The sequence below is a fragment of the Hymenobacter terrenus genome (assembly GCF_000972495.1).
GTDB classification, from domain to species: domain Bacteria; phylum Bacteroidota; class Bacteroidia; order Cytophagales; family Hymenobacteraceae; genus Hymenobacter; species Hymenobacter terrenus.
In genome coordinates, this window is the sequence record NZ_LATM01000003.1 from 330,066 (window position 1) to 353,747 (window position 23,682).

Here is a 23,682-nt window from a genome sequence, read left to right on the forward strand (position 1 = left end):
CATGAATATCCCGTCGTACAAGCTCGCCATGCTGGCCCTGCTGCTAAGTGCCGGCTGCACCAGCAAAAACCAGCCGGCTGACGAAGCAGCTGGTGCCCCAACCGAGGCCGACGGCCCTGCCGCTCCCGCCGACCAGGTTACCCTCTCGGCCGCTGAGCAGCAGCTGGCCACCGTGCGCACCGGTCCGCTCACGCCGCGGCTGTTGGGCGCCGGCCTTAAGGTGAATGGTGTGCTGGACGTGCCGCCCGACCAGCTCGTTTCCATCAGCGCCCCGCTCGGTGGCATTGTTGAGCGTACTTCGCTGCTCCAAGGGGCGCTGGTGCGCAAGGGGCAGGTGTTGGCTGTTATTCGCAATCCAGAATTTATCCAGCTTCAGCAGAGCTACCTCGAAACCCAAAGCCAGCTCACGTTTGCGCGGGCCGAGCTGAACCGGCAGCGCGAACTGGTGCGGGAGGAGGTAGCCCCGGCCAAAAACCTGCAGCGGGCCCAGGCCGAATACGGGGCCTTGCAAGTCCAGGCTGCCGGCCAGCTGGCCCGGCTGCGGCTGGCCGGCCTGCCAGTGGGCACCCAACCGCTGGCTTCCACCGCCACACTGCGCGCCCCCAAAGATGCTTTTGTCAAAACCGTCAACGTCACGGTGGGCCAGAGCGTGACGCCCACCGACGCCCTGTTTGAGCTGGTCGACCCCGACCATCTGCACGTCGAGCTGACGGTATTTGAAAAAGACGTGCCCCAGCTTCGGAAAGGCCAGCGCATCCGCTTCACCTTGCCCAACGACAGCAGCGCCGAGCGTACCGCCAAAATCTACCTCATCGGCCGCACCGTGGATGAGCAGCAGCGCACCGTGCGCGTGCACGGGCACCTCGAACGCGAAAACGACCCGGCTCTGCTGCCCGGCATGTTCGTGCGGGCCGTGGTGGAGACTACCTCGCGCCGCGTGCCAGCCCTGCCCGACAAAGCGGTGGTTGACTACGAAGGCAAGCAATTCGTTTTTCGTCAGCAGCCTTCCGTAGCTGGCCAGCAAATATTTAAGATGCTGGAAGTCCGGCGTGGCGAGCAGGCAGATGGCTACAGTGAGGTGCTTATCCCTGGCCCCGCCGCCACCGATACAACGGCCCAGTACGTGACCGAAGGCGCTTATTCGCTGCTGAGCAAACTCAAGAATCCAAGCGAGGAATAAACTTTTCCCCAGCGCGACTTAGTAGCCGGTAGCCGGCCTACTGGGCCTTACCACCGTTTCGAGGTCGGTGCATAGCAGCCTGAGAACCGCCCTAGTATGCAGTCGCTGGTAGGTTGTACCAGGCCGTGGGCGCTGGCGCGCCCGCCGCGCCCACTCGCACGTAGCGTCGGCTGATGACCGGCCTTTTTTCGCCCTTGGGCGTGAACTCGGCCAGCAGCAAGTAGCCGCCGGGCTGCTGGGGCAGCGTCAGGCTCAAGGGTGCTTCTTGCTCGCCGTAGGCCGGAATGCGCATGTTTTGGGACTTCTGCAGCACTTCGCGGCCCTGGGCGTTCAGCAGGCGCAGGCGGACGGCGCCACTGGCTTCAGTGCTCAAGTCGTTGACGCCGGTGAGCACCACGGGCAGGGCCGAACCGGGCGCGTGAGGCGGCACGTGCTTCATGTAGCGCTCATCGGTGAAGTTGAGGAATACGGCCTGGGGGGCGAAGCAGTGCCGGAACCAGCGCTGCATGGGCGAGGGGTTGAGCTCGGCGATGGGGCCCACGAAAGAGTCGCCGGTGAAGCCGTAGTTATTGGTGAGGTAGCAGAAGTGCATCACGCCGGCCAAGCTGCGCTCGGCCCGCAGCCACTCGGTTTGGAGCTGCAGCGAGTAGGCCTGCAACTCCTGGTTGGCGGCGGGGCTGGAGTTGGGCTTAAGGTAGAAGTCGTAGTTGGGCACGGTGAGCTTGCTGGGGCGGCCGTCACGCCAGAGCCACATCCACCCATATTCGTTCACGAGCTGGGGCAGCTGGGCGTCGTGGAAACGTTTGGTCCAGCCCTCCACTGTGTCGTGCAGCATGCCCAGGTTGTAGGGCCGCTTCGTGCGAAAGGCGGGATAATTCGGCGCCTGAGCGTTATCCACATAGGGGTGGGGCTCGTCCATGTCATCCTGCGCACCGGCGCCTTCTTCGGCCGTCATGTAGCCGGCGTCCCAGATGCGGGTAGGATCTACTTTTTTCAGTTCCGGGATAAGCTCGGTGCCGATGAACTTGTCATGGTTTTCGTTGATGCCGTCCCAGATAACGATGCTGGGGTGGTTGCCGTCGCTCCACACCCAGTTGGTGTATTCGCGGCGGATTTGCTGGTCCCAACCGTGGTTTTGCCAGTACATCCACTCATTCTGAAACATCAGTCCGTTTTCGTCAGCCAAGTCGTACCAAAAATCGGGCGCTAAGCCCACGCACACCCGCATGATGTTCCAGTTAGTGGCCTTTGGAATATCGGTGAGCAGCTTTTTTACCCAAGCCCGGTCCCAGGGCAGGGCACGAGCTTCGGGGTCCTCGAAAAAGCGGTGCAAGGTGATGTTGGTGCCGCGCAGTTGGATGCGCTGGCCATTCAGGGTGAAATACTTGCCCTGCCGGCCAAATTCGCGCATGCCGAAAATCTTGTCTACGGCGTCGGAAGGCACGTTTTTATCGAGCAGCCGGACGGTGGCCGTGTAGCGGAACGGGTCGTCGGGCGTCCAAAGGTGGGACTTGGCAAAAGGCACGTCCACGGCGGCTTCGGTCTGGTTGTCGCTGCGCACCACCACGGTTTTTTCGGCCTGCGCCACTTTCTTGCCCGACTTAGTTTCGCGCACCGTTACCTGCACCCGGCAGGTATCGAAAATATTAGCGCCGAACAGCAACTGCGGTGGGTAGAAACTGCGAATCAATAGCTTGGCTGTTACCTTATTCTCCTTCAGATTAGGCAGCAGGATGGCTCGGTTCACCCGAAAGTTGCGGGTGAAGCTCACGCTCACATCATCCCAAATGCCGGGCAGGTAGGCTACTTTTTCTTTGTCGGTGCCCCCGGCGGCCTCACTGGGCAGCCAAGCCCGGTCGCCCACCGAAATCAGCACTTCATTGTCGCCCTCCTTCAGGTAACGGCCAATGGAAAACTCAATCGGCGTGAAGCATTCCATGGAGCTGCCCGCGTCGAAGCCGTTGACGAACACGTGGGTGACGTACTGGCTTTTCTTGATGCTGATGACGGCCGCCTGCTTGAGCTGCGCCGCTGACACTGGAAACGTGCGCCGGTACCAACTGTATTTGGCCACGTAGTTGCGGTCCTCCACGTTGTGCTCCGCCTGGTATGTTACCCCTTCCGGTTTCTTGAAAAAAGCGTCGTAGTCGGGAATTTTCGGCTCGGCCAGATGAATAAGCCCCGGTACCGGGATGGTCCGCGTAAACTTGGCCGGTGGCACCGCCGAAAGGGTTTGGTCGAATTGCCAGATGCCGTTGAGGTTGATGGTTTCGCGGGCATTGGTTTGGGCCTGAGCGGCAGCCAAACCCAGTGTCACAAAGCCAAGTAAGGCAAGCAAAAAGCGCATGGTCAGGAAAACGGGAGGGTGGGAATAAATAAGTAAAGAGGGTAGCAGCTATTGAAGAAGACGCCTTTTTGCAGATTATTCCGCTAAGTAATCACAAAAATGATTATCAAGGCCGTATTAATTCGATTTGTTTGATAAAACGGTCACGTATATAATCCGGGTATGCACCTCGTGGTCTTCTCGCCAGAGAGAATGGGGTCAGATGCCATTTGGCAAAATCACTCGTTGGCCCGCAATTGGTAGGGTAGGTCGTAGAGCACCTGTTGCCATCTGCTAACTAAAGTTCTATAGCAAGCAAGGATACGTTCACAGGCGCCGCGGAAGTACTTTAGCTTACCCGTTCATAGCCTACAGGTAGTACTAAAGTGCTATTAAGGTTAGTGCGGAAGTCCTCTCTCTTTTGACTTCGCGCAATCAAGCAAACTGGAGTCGTGCGGTCCCTCCACCCACGCCAGGTATTCCGAAGCTAAAAAAAGGCGCTTGTGCCATCGACATCTCAGGCCCAGTCACGCTCAATTTCTTCCAGCGTGCGTCCCTTGGTTTCGGGTACAGCCCGCCATACAAAGAGGAACGTAAACACCGACAGCACCGCGTAGAGCCCAAAGGCCCCGGCAATGCCCATTATCTTGACCAGCGATAGAAAAGTGAAAGTGATGAGTGTGCAAGCCGCCCAAAGCGCCACCGTAGCCAGCGAGCCTGCCCGGCCGCGCATGGCATTAGGAAAAATCTCGGCGATGACCACCCACACGCCTGGCCCCAGCCCCACCGCGAAGCAGGCCACGTAAAGCAGAATTAGACCCAGCAACCACGGCCCGGCTGCGTGCTGAGCCAAGGCTACGGTCAATGCTCCCAACGCCAGCGCCATGCCGCCCGATGCAACCAGCAGCAGTGGCTTGCGCCCTATCTTATCAATAATGAGCAATGCCGCCACCGTACCCACAAAATTAATGCCTCCGATAAGCGCATTGGCGCCAATAGCCGAGGCGGCCGACTGCCCGCTGTGCTCGGTAAAAATGATTGAGCCGTAGTAGAGAATAGTGTTGATGCCCGTGATTTGTTGCAACACCGCCAGGGCCACTGCAATACCCAAGGGCCGCCGCAGGCGCGGCTGCGACAAGCGGGTATCGGCGCCGCGCTCGGCAGCCAGCGCGGCCTGAATGCCGGCCGCTTCGGCCGCAGCAGCCACTGGTCCGTTGAGGCGGGTGAGGGTGCCCAGGGCTTCAGCGGCCCGGCCCTGGCCCAGCAGCCAGCGGGGGCTTTCGGGCACGAACAGCAAGGCCAGCATAAAGAGCAGCGACGGCACGGCTGCCGAAGCGAACATCCAGCGCCAGGCCACCAGCCCAAGGTCTGCGAGGTAGTAGCTGACCACATAAGCCAGCAAAATACCGGTCACGATAGCCAGTTGGTTTAGCGTCACGAGCTGCCCCCGGATGCGGGCCGGCGCGATTTCGGCAATATAAAGTGGGGCCAGTAGCGAAGCCACCCCAATGGCCAGCCCACCCGCCAGTCGGGCCACCACAAACTCGGCCAGCGTGCGCGGCACGGCCGCCCCCAGCGCCGAAACCATGAACAGCGCTGCCGCCCCAAACAGCACCCGCCGCCGTCCGTAGCGGTCGGTCAGCCAGCCGGCCAGGGCCGCGCCCGCCACCGCCCCAAACAGAATGCTGCTGGCCGCCAGCTCAGTTTGGGCATCATTCAACCCAAAGTCCTTCTTCAAGAACACCAGCGCTCCATTGATAATAGCGGTGTCGAAGCCAAACAGCAGCCCACCCAGCGCCGCCACCGCCGCAATAAGGTAAACGTAGCCCGTACTACCTGCCGGACCCTCATTGGGTGGGAGCAGGGTAGAGTGGGCCGGTTCGCGAAGCAAAGAGCCAGGGGCGCGGTGTGGGATGGGCATGGGTGGGTTTTTTAAGTGTGGTGTATCACGGGTGCGCCGCAGCCGCTCACATAGGGCCACCCTCTCAAGGAGTGTGGCCCTATGTGAGGTACTTCCCCCTGCCGCCTACCTCACACCCGCAGCACCTCGATTCCGAGCTTGAGGAAGGGAGCAATCTGCTCGTCGGTCGCGCCGGTGTCGGTGATGAGTTGGTGGATTTCGGTTGTGGGGCAGATCAAGCAGGGCACGACCACGCCGAACTTAGTGTGGTCGGTCACCACGATGCGGCGTTTGGCTTGCTGAATCATGACGCGGTTCGTGGCGGCTTCCTCATGGTGAAGGTCGGTGAGGCCTTTTGCCGCGTCGATGCCATCGACTCCGATGAAGACTTTATCGACAAAAATCTGGCTCAGCGCATGGGTACACGCCGGGCCGACCAGTGAAAACCAGCCGCCGCGCAGGAAGCCACCCGTCACTAATACCTGCACGTCGTCGCGCTGGCTGAGTTCCATGGCCACGTTCACCGTATTGGTTACCACAGTCACGTTGGCATGGGGGCGCAGGCTGCGGGTAACCTGCGTGGTAGTGGTGCCAGCTGTTAGCGAGATGGTTTCGCCCGGCTCGATGAGGGACGCGGCGGCCAGCCCGATGCGGCGCTTTTCGGCGATATTGCGTTCAATCTGCTCGTGAAAGCTGGAGTCGTTGCGGAAGGGCTCATAGAGTAGTGGCTCCACGGGCTTGGCCCCGCCATGGGTGCGTCGCAGCCGGCCGCGCTGTTCCAGCTCTACCAGGTCGCGGCGGACGGTGGCCACCGATACCCCAAATTGCTCCGCTAGCTCTTCCACGGTCACAGAGCCCATGTGCAGCAGCTTTTCAAGAATTATCTGAGACCGCAGCGCGGCGGCTTTGTCGGGGGTGAGAAGGTCGGACATCTTATTGGCAACGAATAAGGAGTGAGGAATGAGGAATGCTTGGCAGCGGGGTAGATAAATTGCCGAAGGCTTCATCTACCCCACCTCCTGACAACTAAGATATCAGCCGATTGCTCCCTCAAACTAATCAACGGCCACTATGGCTCGAAATCTCTCCAAATATTCGCTACCAATTCTGGCTGCGACACCCATTGCACCCTCGCCGGGTCGTGGGCAAACTGCGTGTAAATCGGCACATCCGGCAACATGTGTAAGTCAGGGTAGAGGCGGGGTGCCTTCTGAATCAGTTCCGAAGGCTGGTAGTGTGGGTTGGCCTGCCAGTGCAGCTGGTCATTTTCGTCCAGCAGTGGGTACCAGGCCAGGCCGTGGCGAGCGCGCACGGCATCGTACGCAAAGCCGTATTCCCGGTCGCACCACGCCCCAAACGTGAGCGGTTGCGTAGGGTCGGCCGAAATGGTGGCGTGGGCCCAGCCGGGCGGCACCACGATAACCTGGCCGGGGCCGGCTGTCACGGCAAAGCAGCGGCCAGGCTCATCGGCGGCATACTCTTGCATGTACACCACGGCCCGTCCGGTCCAGATTTCATACACTTCCGGCGGCGACCACCCACTGTGCTGCGATACCTTGTGCACGTGGCCTTGGGACCGCACCGGTTCCTGACCCAACCGCCCGGCCGCATAGGTCACGGCGCCGAACAGCAGCATCCGGGTCTGCAATTCAGGGCGATGCTCCTGGCAGCCCACATCCATGGCAATGCCGTACACCACGGGCGGACCGGCTGCCGCGGGGTCGCGCAGGCTGGCCCGAATTGCGTCGAGGGTGCGGAATTCAGGTTCCGGACCAAACACATTGAGGCCGTAGCGAAAGCCCAGGTCAGCGGTGGGCTGAATATCGAAGCCGGGAGAAAAGGTCATGTAACAAGTTATTTAACGGTCAACAGGCCGTCGCGCTCATCTGACGACGATGGCGCCAGAGGATCAATTAACCCGCTTGGTCCAACGAACAATGCGTCGACTTCCAAGATGCTATTCCCCACCGGTGAGGGGGCAGGGATGGGGTGAGTGCGCACGAAGGCCTTCAGCGTCGCGCATTCCGTTCCTTCGGCTGCGCCATGCGGCCGGATAGTATATTCCCCCACTGCGGCCGGCACGATGAACGTTTCGGCGTAGTGCACCACAAAGGGCTCGAAAGCGTGGTCCGGACTTTCCACAATAGCCTCGGCACCTTGCACTAGGTTGAGCACGTTCACGCCGCCCCCGGTGTGATGGGGCACCGTACCCGTAAACCAGTGGCGGCGCGTTTCGATGAATTCGCGCTCGTGCAGGCCCGTGCGCTCCTCGTGCCAGCCGTCGCCTGAGGCTACCAGCTCGAAGCGGTTCACCAGGTTTTGCTCGACCCAGGCGGTGGTGCGGTCAGGCTGAATATTGGCCGCGCCGTGGTCCAGGTGAATGGGCCGGGGCCGGCCATCGAGCCCCAGCCGGGCCCAGTCCCAGAGCTTAAAGGTGAAGATGTAGGGCGTCGCCGATATCTCCAGCACCATACTTCCGGCGCCTGAGCAGTGAATGGTGCCGGCCGGTATCAGGAAATGGTCGTGCTTGCGGGCGGGAAATTGGTTGATGTATTTCTCGTCGGGAAACGGCGCGTTTGGCTCCTGCTGCGCCCGCTGCAGGTCGGCGAGCAGGGCATTATAGTCAGTGCCTTCTTTGAGGCCAAGGTACACTACCGCGCCGGGCTCGGCATCGAGCATGTAGTAGCTCTCATCCTGCGTATAGGCCATCCCGAATTTGTCCTGGATGTACTCGGTGAGCGGGTGTACTTGCAGCGACAAGTTGCCGCCACCCACGGTATCCAGAAAGTCGAAGCGAATGGGAAACTCGGTGCCGAAGCGCCCGTGCACAGCCTCGCCCAGCAGCTCGCGCGGGTGCTCAAACACGAGGTTGATGCTCGGTATTTCCACCCGCTCCTCCCCAAAACCCAGCAGTAAACTATTTTCTTCGGGCACGCAGTCGAAGCACCAGGCGTAGTTGGGTGGGCCGTCGGGCAGGTCGCATACTTCACGCATCCACTGCCCACCCCAGGGACCAGGGTCAAAGAAGGGCACCACCCGGAAAGGCCGCCGCACGGCCGCCGCCATGCCCACCCGCAAGGCCGTCCCGGTAATTAGCTTGGGTGTGGCCGCATTGTTGGTATCGAGTAGAAAGTCGGCGCGGCGCAGTACCTGTTTCTTGAGCCGGTCGGCGGCCCGCCAGTCCACAAAATAGGCCCGCTTGTACTTCAGGCTGGCTTTTTCGGCGAAGTTGGCGCTGCCCAGGTTAGCGATTTCACCCCGGCGCTGGCGCTGCTGAATTTCCCAGCGTGCCAGGTCGGCGTACACAACTACGGTGGCAGTGGGGGCCAGTAGCGTGGCGCCAGTGCCCAGCACGATTACCAGCCCGCCAGTGGCCTGGGCCAGTAGGTCGCGGGCACCTTCCAGCTTGGCCGGGTCAAAGAAATCAGCCACTGTCAGCCCATTGAGCCGGCCAAAAACGGGGTCATCGGTGAGTGGCCCGGCCACTAGCGTGTCGATGGTGCCCGTGGGCAGGTATAATTCATCCACCACCACACAATGGGCTGGTTCCAGCGCCCCCACCAACTCCTGCTGCAGGGCCACCAGATTGGTGCCGGGGTAGCATTCGACGGCTAGCACCAGCGGCCGGCCGGTTGGCCGCGGGGCAGCGTTTAGTGCGGCCTGCAGCGTTTCGCCAATGGCCAGCCAGCCAGTTTGGCAAGCCGCTTTGTCGGCGGCAACGGGGATAAAGGGCACTTTATCGTAGCTGGACATTTCGCATCTAAATTTAAAAATCAGGAGTATTGAGCGAATATTGATGAAAGCTGTTTAGTTGCTCAGCGTAAGCAAAAGCCGGCGGCTTGGTGCCTTCGAGTAAATCCTATGCAGCCTTAAAAAATGGAAGTAGTAGCGAGGGAGAACCACAGCTGACTTCTAATTCGGAATTAATTCCGGCTTGCCATTTACCGCTCGCATGCGGGCGCCAAAGCCTTGGTTGACAATGGTTTCGTAGTCATGTCCGGCATCCGAGGGCCAGCAGGCGAGAAAGGAGAGCACCGTGTCACCGGTATTTGCTACGCGGTGAGCCGTGCGGCCAGGAATGTAGTGCACCGAGCCGGGATGCATGACCTCATGCCACGTGTGGCCCGCTTCGTCCATCAGAATCAGGGCACCATGGCCTTGCACGGTGGTGTAGTATTCGGCGCGGTCGCGCTGGGCATGGAAGTGGCCCTTCGTCATGAAATACTCGTCACCCACCAGACCAGGCTCGATAAAGGTATTGCCCCAGAACAATCCGCCCTGGGTGCCTTCAGGTACGGGCAAGTAGAGTTGTACGCGGTAAGCAAGCTGGTTGGGCGGCAGCGCTTGACGGGCCGCCTCATCTAAGAAAACACCCGCTAAATCGGCTAGGTTGCGGCTGCTTTCCGCCACGGCAGAGCCATTGAGACGGCCGGTAGTAAAATCAACGGTAACGGGCATAAAGGCGGGTGTGAAGGACAATGGATAACTAACTCATCCCTTCTTGTGGCAAAGGATGCTCGATTGTTGATTGTTTAGAGTGCAAACGTGCAAAATATTTTCGATTTATCGATAAGAATTTCGTGTCTGCTCGGAGTTATAAGCAGAAAACGGCAGTGTTTAATTGATGGTTCGCGTTTTTAAATAGCTGGTATTGATAATACTGCTGTATTAACTGTTGTTTATACAGTATTGCGCTATTCCAATCTGGAATTCGGCAGCATCTTAGCATTTACAAGGGAGCCGGCCCGAGCATCTGGCCCGCCTTGATGACTTCCCGGGCCGTAGCTGGGTGAGCAGGACTACAATTGCTGATAGATAAGCGGTGGCCCTGATTCAAGCGGCCAGATATACAATCGTATTTATTGCTTCAAGTACTTCACACTGCTGTCACGCCACCGGTAGCACAACGACAGACTGAAGCAGTGTAGCGCCGCCTTGTTGGCGGTCTTGGTGCCAGGAAAGAGGACTTGCGACCCTCCCGAAGTTCTGCCAGTAATAGGGGGAGCCGGCTCTAGCAAGGCCTAAGGCCGTGAGTACTGGCAAGAGAAGAATGAGAATGTTCAAAAAGGGGTGGGCATCCACCGGAAACTTGAATTTGGCGCTAATATGTTGTTGGATGGCGTAACGTCTGCGGATGAATGATGTGCACGACCCAACCGTATTATCGGCCACCGTTGGCAGCTGAGAAATAGGCCCCTTCTTTTGCTAGAAGACCAGGTCGAGGAAATCGTTAGGCGGAAGTCGTTTTAAATCAGCACTATTGTTCCAAGTACAAGTCTGTACGATGCCGCTGGTAAAGAACTGCCTCACTTACCTACCAGCGGTTCTCGGGTTGGTAGACGTGTGCCCCTACAGGGTCGTACGCGGCAGAGCCCGCCCTACCGCGTACGACCCCGATTCGCTTGATGCGCGAAGCCTCAGGGGCGGGGAGCCGAACGAACAACCGCACACAAACCGGAGAACCGCTCTGACTAGGAGGCTGGCGTGACTTTCTCCAGGGCTGGTACGGGCGGTTCCGTGAGCAAGGCGGATGTACCCAAAAAATGGTCGGGGTTGCGTAGTGCGTCGTATGCGGCGATGGTGCTGGCAAAGCAGGTCCAGGCCGTGATTGGCAGGTAGGCGTTGGGCAGCTTATCGTCGCCGGTGCGGCGGGCTAATACCAGGCTGGCCACTGAGGCAGCCGTATCAGTCAGGGTCCACACGGCGCTGAGCACGGGGCTGCGCAAGCCGAAATACGCTATTCCATACGTCACGAAATCAACCCACAGCACGGCTTGCAGAGCCAGCAGCTCACGGCGGTGAGGCAGATTGCGTGGGGCGTTGAGGAGCCGCAGCCCACCCCAGGTGAGGGCCAGGTTGTTCAGGGGCCAGATGATGGGAAAAGTGACGGCCGGCGGCGCCCACACGGGCAGCTTCTCGCTTTCGTAGAATTTGTCTCGCTCGCGGCTTTTGCGCCGGCCCGCGGTGAGGGCCCCCACGGCCGTGATGCCACCGAGAAACAAGGCGCCGTGCCACCAGCGGTAGCGAGGAGCGGTGGTTGCTTTCATATTAGCTTATTATTCAAATTGGGGCGTAGTCGCGTAGCGACAATCGATTGGTAGAGACCTATACAGGCATTCTATTACCGCTACGCGGCTTTTAGCCATTTGTTCTACCAACTGATTGTCGCTATGCGACTACGCCCCAACTTAGGTCTGCCAGGCTTACCGTCATTCAGAAGGCGTTGCGTTCACGCGCGCGTTTCTTGTTACTTGACGCATCTTACCACTCCCAGGCTACGCCCACTGTGTATTGGTTACCCGAATACACGTTGCGCAGCTTGCCGAAACCCGAAGCCCAGTCGGCCGTGGCCGAGAGATTCTTGGTGAAATTGTAGCTGGCCCCCAGCCCGGCGGTGGAGTAGGCCACTCCCTCACCCAGGCCAATGGTACCAAATTTAGCGAGGTTGGGCGCGCTCACTTTGTCTAGGGTGCTGGCCGTGGCCGTTATCCAAACCTTGTCGAAAAACTTGTAGCCCAGCTGGGCGCCATAGGTATACTGATCAATGAAGCCGCCGGTGCGCTTATTGTAGCCGGCGCTCAGCGTGAAGAAAGCAGGCAGTTGGCCCAGGCTGTACGAGAGGGAAGCGCGGGTCTAGATGTTCCACTCGCCGTCGCCGGTGGGCAGGCGCAGCACGATGCTGGGGTCCGTTTTGCTGCGACCAAACACGTTGGGGTTGCCCAAGGGGGCCTCCACGGCCACGGCCACGGCCACGGCTAGCGGCCATTTTCCCGTCAGCACCCCGTAGCGCAGGCCGATTTCGGGGTCGCCCACGCCCTGGCCGGGGGTGAGGTTGGGGAAAGTAGCGCGCCGGAAAAACGGAAAATTCAAGGTCGCCTCCAACCGGTCGGTGAGGCCATATTCGCCATAGATGCCGTACACCTGCTGCTGAAAGCGGGCCGTTTCGATGGTGCCGCCCGTGAGCGGGTGGTAGCGGTCGGTGTTGACGGTAGTCAGGCCGACTTTCACGTAGCCTTTCTTCTTCTTACGGGTCCAGCCCCCGCTGGCAAGGCGGGGGGGCTAGCCAGCAGCCACAGGGCTAGCAGCAAAAGTTGGCGCGACTGGGATAGGAAGCAGTCGTTCTGAAAACATGATTATTTCAGTGGGGCCGCTCCAAAATTGTATTCTGCTACTTCGCAGTGAATGATGACGTGCGTAAAGCCCGCGGCAGTACCCGGAATGGCCAGCGTCTGCGCCCCATCGCGGGTGACGGTGCCCACGCGCAGCACATTCGTTGGATCGGCCTTCCGTTGCACCCGAACCAAGCCATTGGATTTGGCCAGGTGTACACCCAGCGAGCTGGTGTGGAAGTCGGTGCGGAAGTCAGGAGCGAAGCGCACGAACTCCGCGCCGGCTGCGTCGCGCTCAATCGCTACCATGCCGCTGCTCTGCACTCCTCCCTGGGAACATGGTGCCCGTGCGAAGGGTAGCCGTACCAGTGACCGTAGTAGGAGTTGACAGCGGCTCTGGGTCGACCACTTTCTTGTTACAGGAATTCAAGCCCACATTCGGGCCCAGAAAAAACAGCAGCGAAATTCGGTTAGAGAAGCGCATAAGACAGGGTGTTTAGGATGATGAAAAATTTACTAATAGCTTATTAAGCTGTTGGTGGCGGGCAGCAGCCGAGTGGTGGACAGAGGAAGACACTGGACGTAGTGCCTGGGCCACGGACAACTATGATGGCACAGGTTATCAGTTGCTGGTGACTCGATGCTGTGGTCATTTGGTTTCCTCATGGGTACCTGTCAGGTAGAAAATACAAGAAAGCAGCCGGAACTTACAGCTTGATTCCCGGATGTAAGGCCTGTGCGCTCAGCGGCAAGCTGGCTGCGCCCACAATGTGACGCGAGTTCTTTTCCTGCACCAGTACCACGGCGCGCAGGTTCTGGCTTTTCCATTGGCCGTCCAGGGCTAGTGAAGTCGTGGCGTTGAAAGTACCATCGGCAGCTACCGGGCCGAGGGAGCGCAGAGCGCGCACTACGGCGGCGTGGCGCAGCAGGCGGCCCGAATTTTCGCCCCGGCCTACTTGGCTCGAAAGGCCGGCTTCGGTGAGTACTAGCAGAACCTCAGCGGAGTTGGTGCCAGTGGGCAGGGAGGTCACGTGCACAGTGAGCGCGCCATTGGCGGCGCGGGTCACGCCCACCGTGGCGCGGGGCGCTTTGGCAGCCTTCAGCACAGTGGCATCCAACTCTCCGCGGCGGCTGCCCACGAACTCATATTGCCCGTTCACCACGGCTTGCGGCGTGTAGGAGCCTTCGCCAAACCCCTTGGCGTACTCGCGCTGCCGTTCGGTGAAGACGGCCGACGAGAACGGGTCTTTCCAGCCCAGACGGTTCCAGTAGTCTACATGCTGGCTGAGGGCAATGACTTCGACGCCGGCCAGCGACTGACTGGTTTCCAGCTCACGCAGCGCCGCATCGGCAGACGGACAGCTGGAGCAGCCTTCGGAGGTAAATAGCTCCACTACCACTGGCACATTGCCCACGCCGGTATTAGGCGTGACCGGCCGGCTGGCCATGCGGGAGCCAACCAATGCCGCCATCGAAGCAACCATAAGCAAGGATATGATAGCGAATATGATACGTTTCATAGCTAAGGAAAGCGATAAGTAAAAGCGAAAGGAAACTTGTTGGGCTTCTGACAGGCTGGACGCGGGAAGAGGGATAACCTTGCAGCCGGCGCGAAAAAAGTTTATCAGCGAGGAGTGGAAATAAGCAGGAGGGAGGCTAAAGTCTGCATGGCTCGGAGACTGGAGAGCCGTGCGCCCATTGCGTGGTCCGCCATGTTCGACATGCGCTGCGTTTGGGTCTTACAGGTTATTTTTAGCTAAAAAAAAGTGTGGGGAACCCTTGTAAGGAGCGCCGTCTTCTCACGTCAGGTATCTCGTAGCTCCGGTGGAGCTAGCTGCCTGCTGGCCGCTCTTTTTCTATTCGTCCCATCTTCGTGCTGGTGCTTCCGGTCTGCTGCGGAGCTTTTGTTTGCATCAACTTCTTGTCTTCTCACCATTAGACTATTCATTATGAAAGTCGTCGTCGAAAAGCACCCACTGGCTATCCGTTGGTTTCATTGGGTCAATTTCCCCGTGCTCGCCCTGATGATTTGGAGCGGAATGTGGATTTATTGGGCCAACGATGTGTACCGGCTCGGCTGGGGCAATACCACGTTGTTCAAGTTCTTCCCCACCTCATTTTACCGGGCCTTTCATATCGACCATAAGCTGGCCCAGGGCATGAGCTGGCACTTCGTGCTGATGTGGGTGTTCTTCCTAAATGGCCTGCTGTACGTGCTCTACACGGTTTTCTCGGGCGAGTGGCGCTACCTGCTGCCCAACCGGCATTCCTTCAGGGAAGCCATTCAGGTCACGCTCCACGACCTGGGCCTGCGCAAGGAGCATCCGCCCATCCGCAAATTCAACGGAGCCCAGCAGATTGCCTACACCAGCGTGGTGCTGATGGGACTGGGGTCGGTGCTCACGGGGCTGGCTATTTACAAGCCCACGCAGCTTGGCTGGCTCACCACCTTGCTCGGCGGCTATGAGTTTGCCCGCATTATACACTTCGCCCTCACCATCGGCTACGTGCTGTTTTTCCTGGTACACATCGCCCAGGTAGTGCGGGCGGGCTGGAATAACTTCCAGGCCATGGTCGCCGGCTTCGAGATTCAGGAGGTGAGCCCGGCCATGGGGGAGGTAACGAGCGGCCCCACAGCCCTGCCTGCTGCCGATTCCTCACAAAAGATAAATCGCTAAGTAGCTGCTGGCTAGCAGCTACTTATAAATAGCCTGTTCCCATGACCGAACAATCCCGCCTTACGCCGCCCCCGGCCTCGTACGACGAGGCTGCCGAAGCCGCCGCGCTCCAGGCCGCTGCCAAACGTTCGCGCCGCTCCTTTCTCATCACGGGCGCTTTGGGGCTGGCGGGTCTAGCCGGCTGGCGCTGGCTCGATTCGCGCCCGACAGTGGAGGGCATTCCCGGTCCACTGCGCAAAGTGCTCGACTTCAACGCGGACCTCACCAATGCGTACTACAAAAACACCCGTCTGGCGCCCGAATTTGCCCGGTCGCGCGCGCGAAAAATCCGTGTCAACGGCAAGGTGGGTCTGAGCAATGGCTTCGACCCCCAGACTTGGAAACTCACCGTGCAGGCCTACGCGCCGGTGGGCACCTCGCCTCAGGTGCACACGTTTACTATTGAGCAAATCAAGGCTCTGCCCCGCACCGAAATGACTACCGAGTTCAAGTGCATTGAGGGCTGGAGCACCATCGTGCACTGGGCGGGTGTGCGTTTGTCAGATTTCCTGGCCAAGTACCCGCTGGCCACCCGCTCGGGCCAGCGCATTGCCGACCCCCATAACCCGCCCGCCGACGCGGCAGCCTATGTGGGCATGACCACGCCCAACGACGGCTACTACGTGGGCCTGGAAATGCAGAGCGCCCTGCACCCCCAAACCCTGCTTTGCTACGAGATGAATGGCCAGCCGCTCAGCCTGGCACACGGTGCCCCCCTGCGGCTGGTGTCACCGCTCAAGTACGGCGTCAAGCACATCAAGCGCATCGGTACCATCGCCTTCACCGATGTCCGCCCCAAAGACTACTGGGCCGAGCTGGGTTACGACTGGCACGCAGGGCATTGATTGAGCAGGTGGTTTCTTCGGCCAGTCACTCTCTGCATGCTTAGTTAGCCCCACTCCATGCCTGAAGAATTGCTGACGGGGACGAAATAGACCCTGGCGAAATACGGCTGGCAATTGGCACCCCTCACCCTGTCGTATTTGGTTGCTAAATGATGATACAGATTCATCCTAGCGCTGGGAGCCCGCACGATAAATAAAAGATAGGAAACCCAGCCATTGGGTTAGTCTCTGCGGTGCCTAGTTACGGACGTGGCTCAACCTCGCTGGGCAATTTCAACGACGGATGGTGACTGTTTTTAAGTGCCCAGTTTATGCGTTCGCCGGGCATTTTGAAAAGCTTAACATTGGAAAAGCCCATTTTGGACCGTTTTCCGAACTTGGGACGTAATAATTTTGTAACATTGCGCTATGGAATCACAATTACCCCCTTCGCGCGATACGGTCATCATCACCGTGTTTATGGCAAGTATGGTCGTGTTGGCGTTGGTGCTGATGATCTTGCGTTAGCCTCTGGTCCGAGCCCGCCTGAGGGTGAGACTTTTATTCTCTTTAGTATATGAGTAGTTCTAAACAACATCTTGCCGACCAACTGGCAGTAGCCGTGGCCCCGCACCTCGGTCTCGACGAAGCCGGTGCCAATCGCCCCCCCAAGGCCGTGGCCAAAACGCTGCGGCAACTGGCCAAACAGTTGGCCAAGCAGCAAGCTAAAGCGGCCAAGGCTGCCCAGCCCGCCGCGCCAACTGGCAAGCGGGCGCGCAAAGCTTTGGCGGGCGAATTAGCCACGGCCCTTCAGCCCTACCTGGGCACGGCGGAGAACTCCGCTGCCGAGGTATCGAAAGGCGTCAGCAAAACCGTCAAGCGCTTGGCCGCCCAGTTGGTGAAGGAGAGCCGCAAACAAGCCAAGCGCACCACGAAAGAGGCTAAAAAGGCCGAAAAGGGTGAAAAATCAGGAAAGGAAACGGCTAAGGCCGCCGGCTCGACTCCTGATGCCGGTGCTGCCACTCCGGTAGCGAAAGCAGCCCGGCCAGTAGCCGCTCGTAAACCGGCCGCGTCGCGCCCAGCAGCTACCAAGCAGTCCGTGCCCAAAGCCACTGCTCCGGCCCCCATTAAAACAGAAACTGCCCCCGCAGCCTAACTTTATTCCTACCCTTCTTCACTCACCCAATTCTTGTCTGCTTGAAGGTGACGGCCGAAAGGTCTCTCTACCTTAGTGCAGCAGGATTTTTAAAAGAAACAGCCCCAATTTGCAGATTGGGGCTGTTTTTGTTTATAGGGAAAGGATACGACACGCGGCATATTTCTTAATTAAGTACGAGATGGTAGTGCCCGCCTGACCCACCCAGACCACGCGGGACTTATTCCCCTCTTCGCTACAAAGGTACCCCAGCCAGTAGCCCGCCAAATGCCCTTTCAGCAACCATAACCGAACGGTAACCAGTGCGCAACATGGCCGACGAAAAATGAGCCGCGACGTCAAAATGAAAGATGGCAAGATGAGGGACAGCAGGAGGTAAGCTGTCTGCTTTTCGACAACGCGAACGGGCCTGGTCTCACTATGAGACCAAGCCCGTTCGCGTTACAATTCTTACTAAGAATGAATAGTGTGATTGGTGAGTATTAGCGTCCCCACCAGTTCTAGACGCGGCTCCGGATACGGCTGAGCGTTTCAGGCGCGATGCCTAGGTAAGCGGCAATTTCTCCCTGCGCCAGCTGTTGTGCCACCTGGGGTTGGCGGCGTAACAGTTCCTCGTAGCGCTGCTGTGCCGACTGAAACTGGAACGTAAAAGCCCGCTGTGCCAGCTGTACTAAGTAGATTTCGGTGATGAGCCGACCGCAGCGCTCCCAGGTAGGGCTGGCGTTGTAGAGCTCATCGAGGTGGATGCGGGTGAAGCCGTACACCTGCATGTCGGTAGCAGCCAAAATGTTGGTTGAACTGGGCCGGCCGCTGAAAAAACTTTCGGCCTCGGTCATGGCATCGCCGGCGAACGACAGCCAGGTGATGCCGCCCGCATCCCCCGGATAAACGTGGCGCGCAATGCCGGCCTGAATGATGAAGGCCTCTTCGCACACCGATCCGGCCTGGCAGATGAGCGTGTTTTTCGCAATATTTCGCTGCGTTACGCGACCTCTCAGCAGTGCGTAGTCGACGGACGTAGGCTGCACGAACTGCTCCAGATAGGCTGCTAGTGGGGCGAGAGAGAAGGATAATTCAGACACGAAATAGAGGAAGGACTAACGAGATACTATAGCGGTTTCGGGATGGGTGTACCGTAACCGCTATAGTGCGCCACGCTCGACCTGATTTTTCAACTGAAGAGCCTTTCTAATTTACTAGGCTAAACTTCAAAAGCAAGTCCCAGACGCTTACACGCTGGGACTTGCGAATGGTGACGAAGGGCTACTGTACCGGAACGGTTTTGCCCTGGCCCTGGTAGCGGGTGAGGAGGGTGCCGCCCGCACTGCTGCCCTGTTGTAGGGGCAGGAGCAGGCTGCGGTTGATGACGGCCTGCGCGGGGCCATTAAGTAGCAGCCCAATACGGTTGGCTTCGAGGACTACTTCGGTCGCTCCCACGCCTGATTGCAGGAATACCTGGATGGGGTCGCTCTGGCCGGCGCCGTCCACGGTCACGTCGAGCACTTCGTTGGCCCGCACGGGTGGTCCGTCCCAGGTCACGGTATAGGCACTGCCCTTGGAGAGGTTGGTGAAGGAGGCCGGCAACTCGGCCGGTACTAGGCCGCCGATATTGTTGACGTACGTTTTGCCGTCGAGGTCCTTGAAGGTAAATGTGCCCTGGGTTTGCTGGCCTGCGAAGGTCTTTTCGTAGTAGTTAACCAGCGGTACGAAGGTCATCACGTCGTTGCCAAAGCGCACTTCTGACGGGGCTTTCAGCTCCAGCTGGGTGCCCGTGGTGCTGCCAAACTTAAAGGCGGCGCGAGCGTAGGTTTTGTCCTGCGCTTTGTCGTAAATCAATGAGTAATCGACGTATATGCGGTCCTGAGCCACGGAATCGGAGTCTTCCTTCTGACAGCTGGTTGTAACCAGAGCCAAGCCGAGCCACAGGGCAAAGCCGGTGATGAGACGGGTAAATAGAGGCAGGTCGAATTTCATAAAATTTGAGAGGGATTGGTGATTGGAATTAGAGAAACCAAACTTAGTGCCAGAGGATAAGGGCTTGATTTGACTTAAGTCAAAATCGAGTAACTCGCCCAGCAAGTGCTTCGCCGCCTACGTACGGAAGGGCTAATGGGAGCTTTGGCATCTCACTTTTTCTTAATTATTCGTCTTTGATATGTATCTCACTCGTTTACTGTTAATAGCCAGCATGCTGGTTTTGTTGCTCGGTGGTTGCCGGAAGGCAATCGTGAACCTGCTCATCCCCGACGCGCCGCCCTACCCGCACTACCAGAACAAGGCCGCTACCGTGGCCGAGGGTCAGCGTATTTCTGACCGCCTCGAAGCCTACATCAAGCGCTGGCTCGATGGCAAAGCGCCGGCCCAACTACCCGATAGCCTCCTGCCCGTGGGTGCCACGCCCGAGGTAACCCACTGGGTGCTGCAACGCCCCGAGCAGGTGCGCGCCGAAACGCAGTGGCTGATTCGCGAAGCTGGCCCCCTCAACCCCCAGCGCCTGCAGGGATACTACCCCGACCTGCACTGCACCTACCTGGTGCTCGGGGCCTGTTTCGCCCCATTCGGCACCAAGCTGATTATTGAAGGCGAATTTCCGCACAGCCGTTTTTTTGACATTCAGCTGTCTCCGCCCCTGGACCCGGCTTTTTACTATTATGACGGTACCTTTGGTTCGCCGGAGGTGCCCATCGTGGATGTTGATATTGACCCTCTGCCGGGCCACAACAACCCCTTTCGGGTGGGAGCCAACCGCCAGGCCACCAAGCGCGGCTACCGGGTAGAATACCAATTGGCCAATGGCAATGGGGCTGTGCTGGATCCAGCCTACCGCCCGCCGCACTTCCGGGCGCCCGGCAACCGCCGCTTCGGCAGCGCCATCCAATATCAAGGCGCGCTGGCCGACCCTAAGTTCTCGATTGGCGGGCACAAGCGCGGGGTTTGGAACACGGGCTCGCTCTGGGTGCGCTACTATGCCCCGGACCGGGCCGCTGGGTCGCGCGGCGGGGTGCCGCTGCCCAAGGTACTGTTTGAGCTGGCCGATGGCCGCCGCTTCTTTCTCAATGCTGACTTTTCAGCCCTCACGGCTCGCCTTAATAAGGCCTCGGCGGGTCGGCCCTCGCCGCCGGCCGACCCCGGACCTGAGCAGGGGCCCACCGTGGGTTGGGCCCGTGACCTGGATATTTTTCACAACGGCTTGCTTGGTATTTTTCAGGCTAACGGCAAAACCACTGCAGCTGACAAAACTGAAATCCGGGACCTGGATTTGGGCGTTACCGGCCGGGGGCCGCAGCAGCCCGCACCCGGCAACTACGAGTCGTCGGCGAGCCGCTGCCTCTACATCAGCTACCTGAGCCGGGGCATGACGCTGGGCAAAGACAAAGTAATCGTGCTTACAGGCCGGCTGCCCACCACGCCTCGCACTCTGGCCGGCAACCCACGCATGGAAAAAGCCCAGGCCCGCTATTTCTCTATCACGGCCTACCCGGAGCCAAACTGGTTGGATCTGAGTACTATCGGCATACCTTCTTCATGCGTGATGGATGAGGAAATAGTGACCGACAAGGATGGCCGCTACGTGCTGGTGTACTCGCTGCCCGAAAACCGGCCGCGCAACGCTACCCCCGCCAACGGTGTCACCTGGCTCGACTGGGGCCCGCAAGCCCACGGCGGCTGGACTATTCGCTGGCTACACGTATTTCCCGATTGGAAAGACTTGAAAATTACTCCCGACGAAGCCAACCTGCCTGCCCGTTTCAGCGACTGGGCCAGCACCACCTACAACCCCGCGCTCACCGGCCGCAACGACCAGTCGGGCTTCTTAGGCGAGTACCAGCCCCAGGTGCATTACCTGACAAAATTCGATTTTGAGGCCTTGGGCAATGGGTTCAGCCCACGGCAAGTGCCGGTATGGAAATAGCCTTATTATTGGTAGCCAAAATATGGGCGGTGCATCAGCCCGTCTGTGGTTATTTACCGGTCGTTTCGAAGGGCAGTCCAGGTGCTTCGAGGGCGGGGGTAGCAGCCCAAAAGGGTCGGATGAATTTATGTTGACGGTAGGCCAACCAGACCAAATAGGCCCCTGGCAAGGTGCCCAAAGCAATGGTCAGCCAGAAAAATGCTATTCCAAACGCACCTCCGGTCAGGCGTTCGTCGCCCAGTAGCCCGTTCAGTAAATTCCAGGTGGCATGCATGGTGATGCACAACTATAGCGTGCGAGTAAGCATGTAGAGCGCTGACCAAGCCTGCCTCTAGCCCGATAGCAATGGCCTACGGCAGTCCGTTCCCGGAGGCGCGCCTGGAAATATCCCGTATCCAACCTAGCAGACTATTCTCCTTCAAACCGGTTATTTCGTTGCGTGAAAGACATCTTCCCCTACTACTCCATCGGCCATTTTATCAACGAGCCGGACAATCCCACGGCCTTTGAAATCGTGCGCTTTGAGGACCTGACCGAGCCCGATGTGGAAGACCTGCATAAGCACACCTTCTACGAAGTTATCTGGACCGAAACCGGCGTCAGCAAGCAGGTGATTGATTACCAGGAGTACATCATTGCGCCGCAGAGTCTGTTCTTTATTTCGCCGGGGCAGCTGCATCAGTTCGAAGAGTGGCAGCACGTGACGGGCGGCAGCATTTTCTTCACTGAAGACTTTTTTCTGCTGCACCAGCAGAATCATGACGCGCTGTTTGAGCTAAGCTTTTTGGACAATTTCTACGGGCGCCCCTTCGTGCAGCCTGACGCGGGCAGCTACCGGGAAATCCGCCAAACTATCGACTTGCTGCTGGCCGAGCACCGGCGGCCCGACCAGGCGCCGCGCATTGCGCAGGCATTGCTGCACGTGCTGCTGGCCCAGATTCAACGCTGCGTTGACGCCGAGACGCCCCAGCTGGTTTCCAAAAAATACTTGCTGCTCTACAAGCGCTTCAAGCTGCTGGTCGATGCTCATTTCAACGAGCCTTTCACGGTCAGCGACTACGCCGACCGGCTCCACATTACCCAGCATCACCTCAACCATGTGGTCAAGCTCGTGACCGGCCGCACGGCTAGTGAGGTGCTGCGTGCCCGCCTCGTGCTGGAGGCCAAACGCCTGCTGTCCTTTACCGACCAGAACGCGACCGAAATTGCCGCCCAGCTTGGTGTGTTCGATTCGTCGTATTTCGCCAAGCTTTTCCGGGCCGAAACGGGTGTGTCGCCGTCGACCTTCCGTCGCCAGCATCTCCGATGAATAGTGGACTAGGCCGCTTTGGCTAACGCTGAGCCTGGGCCGGTGCAGAAGCGGGCTGCGTGAGCTGCTTGATCAAAGCAACCTCGGCCGGGCGGTAGGGCGAGCCGTCGGGCCGCAGGATTTCGTGGAACCATACCGTGGGCTGTCGGCCATTCACGTAGGGCTTTTCCCAGCTGTCCCAGGGCAGGTAGGTTTGGGTGCGGCCCGCCACGAAGCCCCAGCAGTACATGCCCACGTTGGCCTGCTTGGCCACGGGCAAGTGCGTTTCGAAGCGGCTAGCGGCCCCGCGGGCCATGAATTCGGTGCACATCACGGGGCGGCCCAGCTGTTGCAGCTCGGTTAGGCGCTTGGTGAAGGCTTGCTGGTCGGAGTAGTTATGGAAGGTGATGACATCGGAGTTGGCCAGCTGGATTTGCTCCATACGACGGGCTCGCAGGGGTTCCTGCCAGTTGGTGAGGCCGTACTCGTAAGGCCCCGAGGTGAGGGGCTGGCTGGGCCGGGCCTGCCGCGCCCACTGAAATACGCGGGGTAGCAGGTTGATGACCAGGCGCACCTTCTCCGCCGGCTCTCGCATGCGGTAGCTGACGTAGTTGATGTTGCTGGGCTCGTTCCAGACATCCCACAGCAGCACCCGCTCATCGTCCCTGAAGGCGCCGACAATGCCCGTTACGTAGGCTTGCAGACGGCGGTACTGGGTGGTATCCTGGAGAGCGGTTGCGCCGGGGCTTTGCACCCAGGCGGAATTGTGCACGCCGGGCGTGGGCTCGGGCTGCTTGCCCGGCTTGGGGTTGGGGTCCCAACAGGAGTCGAACAACACGAGCATGGGCCGAATATGGTGCTTCTGGCAGATGCTCAGAAACTGGCCAATGCGTTGCTTGAAGCCCTCCGGGTCTTGTTGATAGGGAAGGTCGTGCAGAAACACGCGTAGGGTATTGATGCCCAGACTTTCGGCCCAGCCCAATTCTTTATCGATAGTGGCCGGGTCGAAGGTGGCGGCCTGCCACATTTCCAGCTCGTTGATGGCCGTTGCCGGGATATAATTGGCCCCAAACAGCCAGGGCTGGCCCGCATACCAGGCATTGGCCCGCGCTGCCGACCACCGGCCGGGCGCCGACGGCAGCACGGCTGGCGAGCGTTGCAGATATAGTAAGCTACCCCCAGCCAGCACCACCAACAGCAGCACCAAAAGCGCCGCCCGACGAACATATTTCATGAGAAAGGAAATAGAGTAAGAGCGAGGATTGAAAA

The 23,682-nt window shown here is 59.1% G+C and carries 22 protein-coding genes; 6 read left to right on the forward strand and 16 right to left on the reverse strand.

The genetic code is table 11. The annotated features are described in order from the left end of the window. Nucleotide 1: 1 nt before the first annotated feature. Nucleotides 2–1,180, forward strand: a complete 1,179-nt coding sequence (locus WX88_RS07895; RefSeq protein WP_046243763.1) for an efflux RND transporter periplasmic adaptor subunit — start codon at nt 2–4, stop codon at nt 1,178–1,180. A gap of 91 nt (nt 1,181–1,271) precedes the next feature. Here WX88_RS07895 and WX88_RS07900 read toward each other — a convergent pair whose 3' ends face one another. From WX88_RS07900 to WX88_RS07950, 12 genes are all read right to left on the reverse strand, one after another. Next, the gene (locus WX88_RS07900) at nt 1,272–3,527 is read right to left on the reverse strand and encodes a sugar-binding domain-containing protein (protein WP_046243764.1); all 2,256 of its coding nucleotides are present in this window, start codon (nt 3,525–3,527) and stop codon (nt 1,272–1,274) included. Between the two features lie 496 nt (nt 3,528–4,023). Then, complete coding sequence (locus WX88_RS07905) at nt 4,024–5,427, reverse strand: sugar porter family MFS transporter (protein ID WP_052732466.1); 1,404 nt, start codon at nt 5,425–5,427, stop codon at nt 4,024–4,026. Nucleotides 5,428–5,537: 110 nt separating this feature from the next. After that, complete coding sequence (locus tag WX88_RS07910; RefSeq protein WP_046243765.1) at nt 5,538–6,338, reverse strand: DeoR/GlpR family DNA-binding transcription regulator; 801 nt, start codon at nt 6,336–6,338, stop codon at nt 5,538–5,540. A 137-nt stretch (nt 6,339–6,475) separates the two neighbouring features. Then, on the reverse strand, nt 6,476–7,252 hold the full coding sequence (locus WX88_RS07915; RefSeq protein ID WP_046243766.1) for a glucose-6-phosphate isomerase family protein: 777 nt from the start codon (nt 7,250–7,252) through the stop codon (nt 6,476–6,478). An 8-nt stretch (nt 7,253–7,260) separates the two neighbouring features. Then, on the reverse strand, nt 7,261–9,159 hold the full coding sequence (locus tag WX88_RS07920; RefSeq protein WP_072052961.1) for a class I mannose-6-phosphate isomerase: 1,899 nt from the start codon (nt 9,157–9,159) through the stop codon (nt 7,261–7,263). Nucleotides 9,160–9,318: 159 nt separating this feature from the next. Next, nucleotides 9,319–9,864, reverse strand: coding sequence for a glucose-6-phosphate isomerase family protein (locus WX88_RS07925; RefSeq protein ID WP_046243865.1), 546 nt, complete (start codon nt 9,862–9,864; stop codon nt 9,319–9,321). Nucleotides 9,865–10,877: 1,013 nt separating this feature from the next. Beyond that, a complete protein-coding gene (locus tag WX88_RS07930; RefSeq protein ID WP_046243767.1) occupies nt 10,878–11,453 on the reverse strand; it encodes a tryptophan-rich sensory protein in 576 nt (191 codons plus the stop codon). 214 nt (nt 11,454–11,667) lie between these two features. Then, on the reverse strand, nt 11,668–11,865 hold the full coding sequence (locus WX88_RS07935; protein ID WP_046243768.1) for a hypothetical protein: 198 nt from the start codon (nt 11,863–11,865) through the stop codon (nt 11,668–11,670). Nucleotides 11,866–12,039: 174 nt separating this feature from the next. Next, nucleotides 12,040–12,414 (reverse strand): hypothetical protein, encoded by a 375-nt coding sequence (locus WX88_RS07940; protein WP_046243769.1) that lies wholly within the window; start codon nt 12,412–12,414, stop codon nt 12,040–12,042. A gap of 125 nt (nt 12,415–12,539) precedes the next feature. Next, nucleotides 12,540–12,824, reverse strand: coding sequence for a hypothetical protein (locus tag WX88_RS07945; protein WP_156176011.1), 285 nt, complete (start codon nt 12,822–12,824; stop codon nt 12,540–12,542). Next, entirely contained in the window at nt 12,811–12,999 is a 189-nt protein-coding gene (locus WX88_RS30750) for a hypothetical protein (protein ID WP_197076711.1), read from the reverse strand. The genes WX88_RS07945 and WX88_RS30750 overlap by 14 nt, the downstream gene beginning before the upstream one ends. Nucleotides 13,000–13,222: 223 nt before the next feature. Then, entirely contained in the window at nt 13,223–14,035 is an 813-nt protein-coding gene (locus WX88_RS07950) for a DUF1223 domain-containing protein (RefSeq protein ID WP_072052962.1), read from the reverse strand. A gap of 429 nt (nt 14,036–14,464) precedes the next feature. On the opposite strand from WX88_RS07950, the gene WX88_RS07955 reads away from it, so the two are divergent. The 3 genes from WX88_RS07955 (at nt 14,465) to WX88_RS07965 (ending at nt 17,212) form a co-directional block, all read left to right on the forward strand. Then, on the forward strand, nt 14,465–15,193 hold the full coding sequence (locus tag WX88_RS07955) for a cytochrome b/b6 domain-containing protein (protein ID WP_046243771.1): 729 nt from the start codon (nt 14,465–14,467) through the stop codon (nt 15,191–15,193). A 41-nt stretch (nt 15,194–15,234) separates the two neighbouring features. Further along, complete coding sequence (locus tag WX88_RS07960) at nt 15,235–16,077, forward strand: molybdopterin-dependent oxidoreductase (RefSeq protein WP_046243772.1); 843 nt, start codon at nt 15,235–15,237, stop codon at nt 16,075–16,077. 556 nt (nt 16,078–16,633) lie between these two features. Next, entirely contained in the window at nt 16,634–17,212 is a 579-nt protein-coding gene (locus WX88_RS07965; RefSeq protein WP_046243773.1) for a hypothetical protein, read from the forward strand. 500 nt (nt 17,213–17,712) lie between these two features. Here the strand turns inward: WX88_RS07965 and WX88_RS07970 are convergent, their stop codons facing one another. Both WX88_RS07970 and WX88_RS07975 read right to left on the reverse strand, forming a co-directional pair. Next, a complete protein-coding gene (locus WX88_RS07970) occupies nt 17,713–18,294 on the reverse strand; it encodes a Crp/Fnr family transcriptional regulator (protein WP_052732468.1) in 582 nt (193 codons plus the stop codon). Nucleotides 18,295–18,475: 181 nt separating this feature from the next. Beyond that, the gene (locus WX88_RS07975; protein WP_046243774.1) at nt 18,476–19,186 is read right to left on the reverse strand and encodes a hypothetical protein; all 711 of its coding nucleotides are present in this window, start codon (nt 19,184–19,186) and stop codon (nt 18,476–18,478) included. Nucleotides 19,187–19,367: 181 nt separating this feature from the next. Between WX88_RS07975 and WX88_RS07980 the strand changes: the two genes are divergently transcribed. Beyond that, a complete protein-coding gene (locus WX88_RS07980) occupies nt 19,368–21,125 on the forward strand; it encodes a hypothetical protein (RefSeq protein ID WP_046243775.1) in 1,758 nt (585 codons plus the stop codon). A gap of 49 nt (nt 21,126–21,174) precedes the next feature. Here WX88_RS07980 and WX88_RS07985 read toward each other — a convergent pair whose 3' ends face one another. Then, nucleotides 21,175–21,399, reverse strand: a complete 225-nt coding sequence (locus WX88_RS07985; RefSeq protein ID WP_046243776.1) for a hypothetical protein — start codon at nt 21,397–21,399, stop codon at nt 21,175–21,177. 165 nt (nt 21,400–21,564) lie between these two features. Between WX88_RS07985 and WX88_RS07990 the strand changes: the two genes are divergently transcribed. Next, a complete protein-coding gene (locus WX88_RS07990) occupies nt 21,565–22,434 on the forward strand; it encodes an AraC family transcriptional regulator (RefSeq protein WP_046243777.1) in 870 nt (289 codons plus the stop codon). Between the two features lie 22 nt (nt 22,435–22,456). Here the strand turns inward: WX88_RS07990 and WX88_RS07995 are convergent, their stop codons facing one another. Further along, entirely contained in the window at nt 22,457–23,647 is a 1,191-nt protein-coding gene (locus WX88_RS07995) for an endo-1,4-beta-xylanase (protein ID WP_052732469.1), read from the reverse strand. Nucleotides 23,648–23,682 lie beyond the last annotated feature (35 nt).

Coding starts and splice junctions, on each gene's coding strand:
- WX88_RS07895 (WP_046243763.1), top strand. CDS start 2: ATGAATATCCCGTCGTACAAGCTCGCCATGCTGGCCCTGCTGCTAAGT.
- WX88_RS07900 (WP_046243764.1), bottom strand. CDS start 3,527: ATGCGCTTTTTGCTTGCCTTACTTGGCTTTGTGACACTGGGTTTGGCT.
- WX88_RS07905 (WP_052732466.1), bottom strand. CDS start 5,427: ATGCCCATCCCACACCGCGCCCCTGGCTCTTTGCTTCGCGAACCGGCC.
- WX88_RS07910 (WP_046243765.1), bottom strand. CDS start 6,338: ATGTCCGACCTTCTCACCCCCGACAAAGCCGCCGCGCTGCGGTCTCAG.
- WX88_RS07915 (WP_046243766.1), bottom strand. CDS start 7,252: ATGACCTTTTCTCCCGGCTTCGATATTCAGCCCACCGCTGACCTGGGC.
- WX88_RS07920 (WP_072052961.1), bottom strand. CDS start 9,159: ATGTCCAGCTACGATAAAGTGCCCTTTATCCCCGTTGCCGCCGACAAA.
- WX88_RS07925 (WP_046243865.1), bottom strand. CDS start 9,864: ATGCCCGTTACCGTTGATTTTACTACCGGCCGTCTCAATGGCTCTGCC.
- WX88_RS07930 (WP_046243767.1), bottom strand. CDS start 11,453: ATGAAAGCAACCACCGCTCCTCGCTACCGCTGGTGGCACGGCGCCTTG.
- WX88_RS07945 (WP_156176011.1), bottom strand. CDS start 12,824: ATGGTAGCGATTGAGCGCGACGCAGCCGGCGCGGAGTTCGTGCGCTTC.
- WX88_RS30750 (WP_197076711.1), bottom strand. CDS start 12,999: ATGCGCTTCTCTAACCGAATTTCGCTGCTGTTTTTTCTGGGCCCGAAT.
- WX88_RS07950 (WP_072052962.1), bottom strand. CDS start 14,035: ATGAAACGTATCATATTCGCTATCATATCCTTGCTTATGGTTGCTTCG.
- WX88_RS07955 (WP_046243771.1), top strand. CDS start 14,465: ATGAAAGTCGTCGTCGAAAAGCACCCACTGGCTATCCGTTGGTTTCAT.
- WX88_RS07960 (WP_046243772.1), top strand. CDS start 15,235: ATGACCGAACAATCCCGCCTTACGCCGCCCCCGGCCTCGTACGACGAG.
- WX88_RS07965 (WP_046243773.1), top strand. CDS start 16,634: ATGAGTAGTTCTAAACAACATCTTGCCGACCAACTGGCAGTAGCCGTG.
- WX88_RS07975 (WP_046243774.1), bottom strand. CDS start 19,186: ATGAAATTCGACCTGCCTCTATTTACCCGTCTCATCACCGGCTTTGCC.
- WX88_RS07980 (WP_046243775.1), top strand. CDS start 19,368: ATGTATCTCACTCGTTTACTGTTAATAGCCAGCATGCTGGTTTTGTTG.
- WX88_RS07985 (WP_046243776.1), bottom strand. CDS start 21,399: ATGCATGCCACCTGGAATTTACTGAACGGGCTACTGGGCGACGAACGC.
- WX88_RS07995 (WP_052732469.1), bottom strand. CDS start 23,647: ATGAAATATGTTCGTCGGGCGGCGCTTTTGGTGCTGCTGTTGGTGGTG.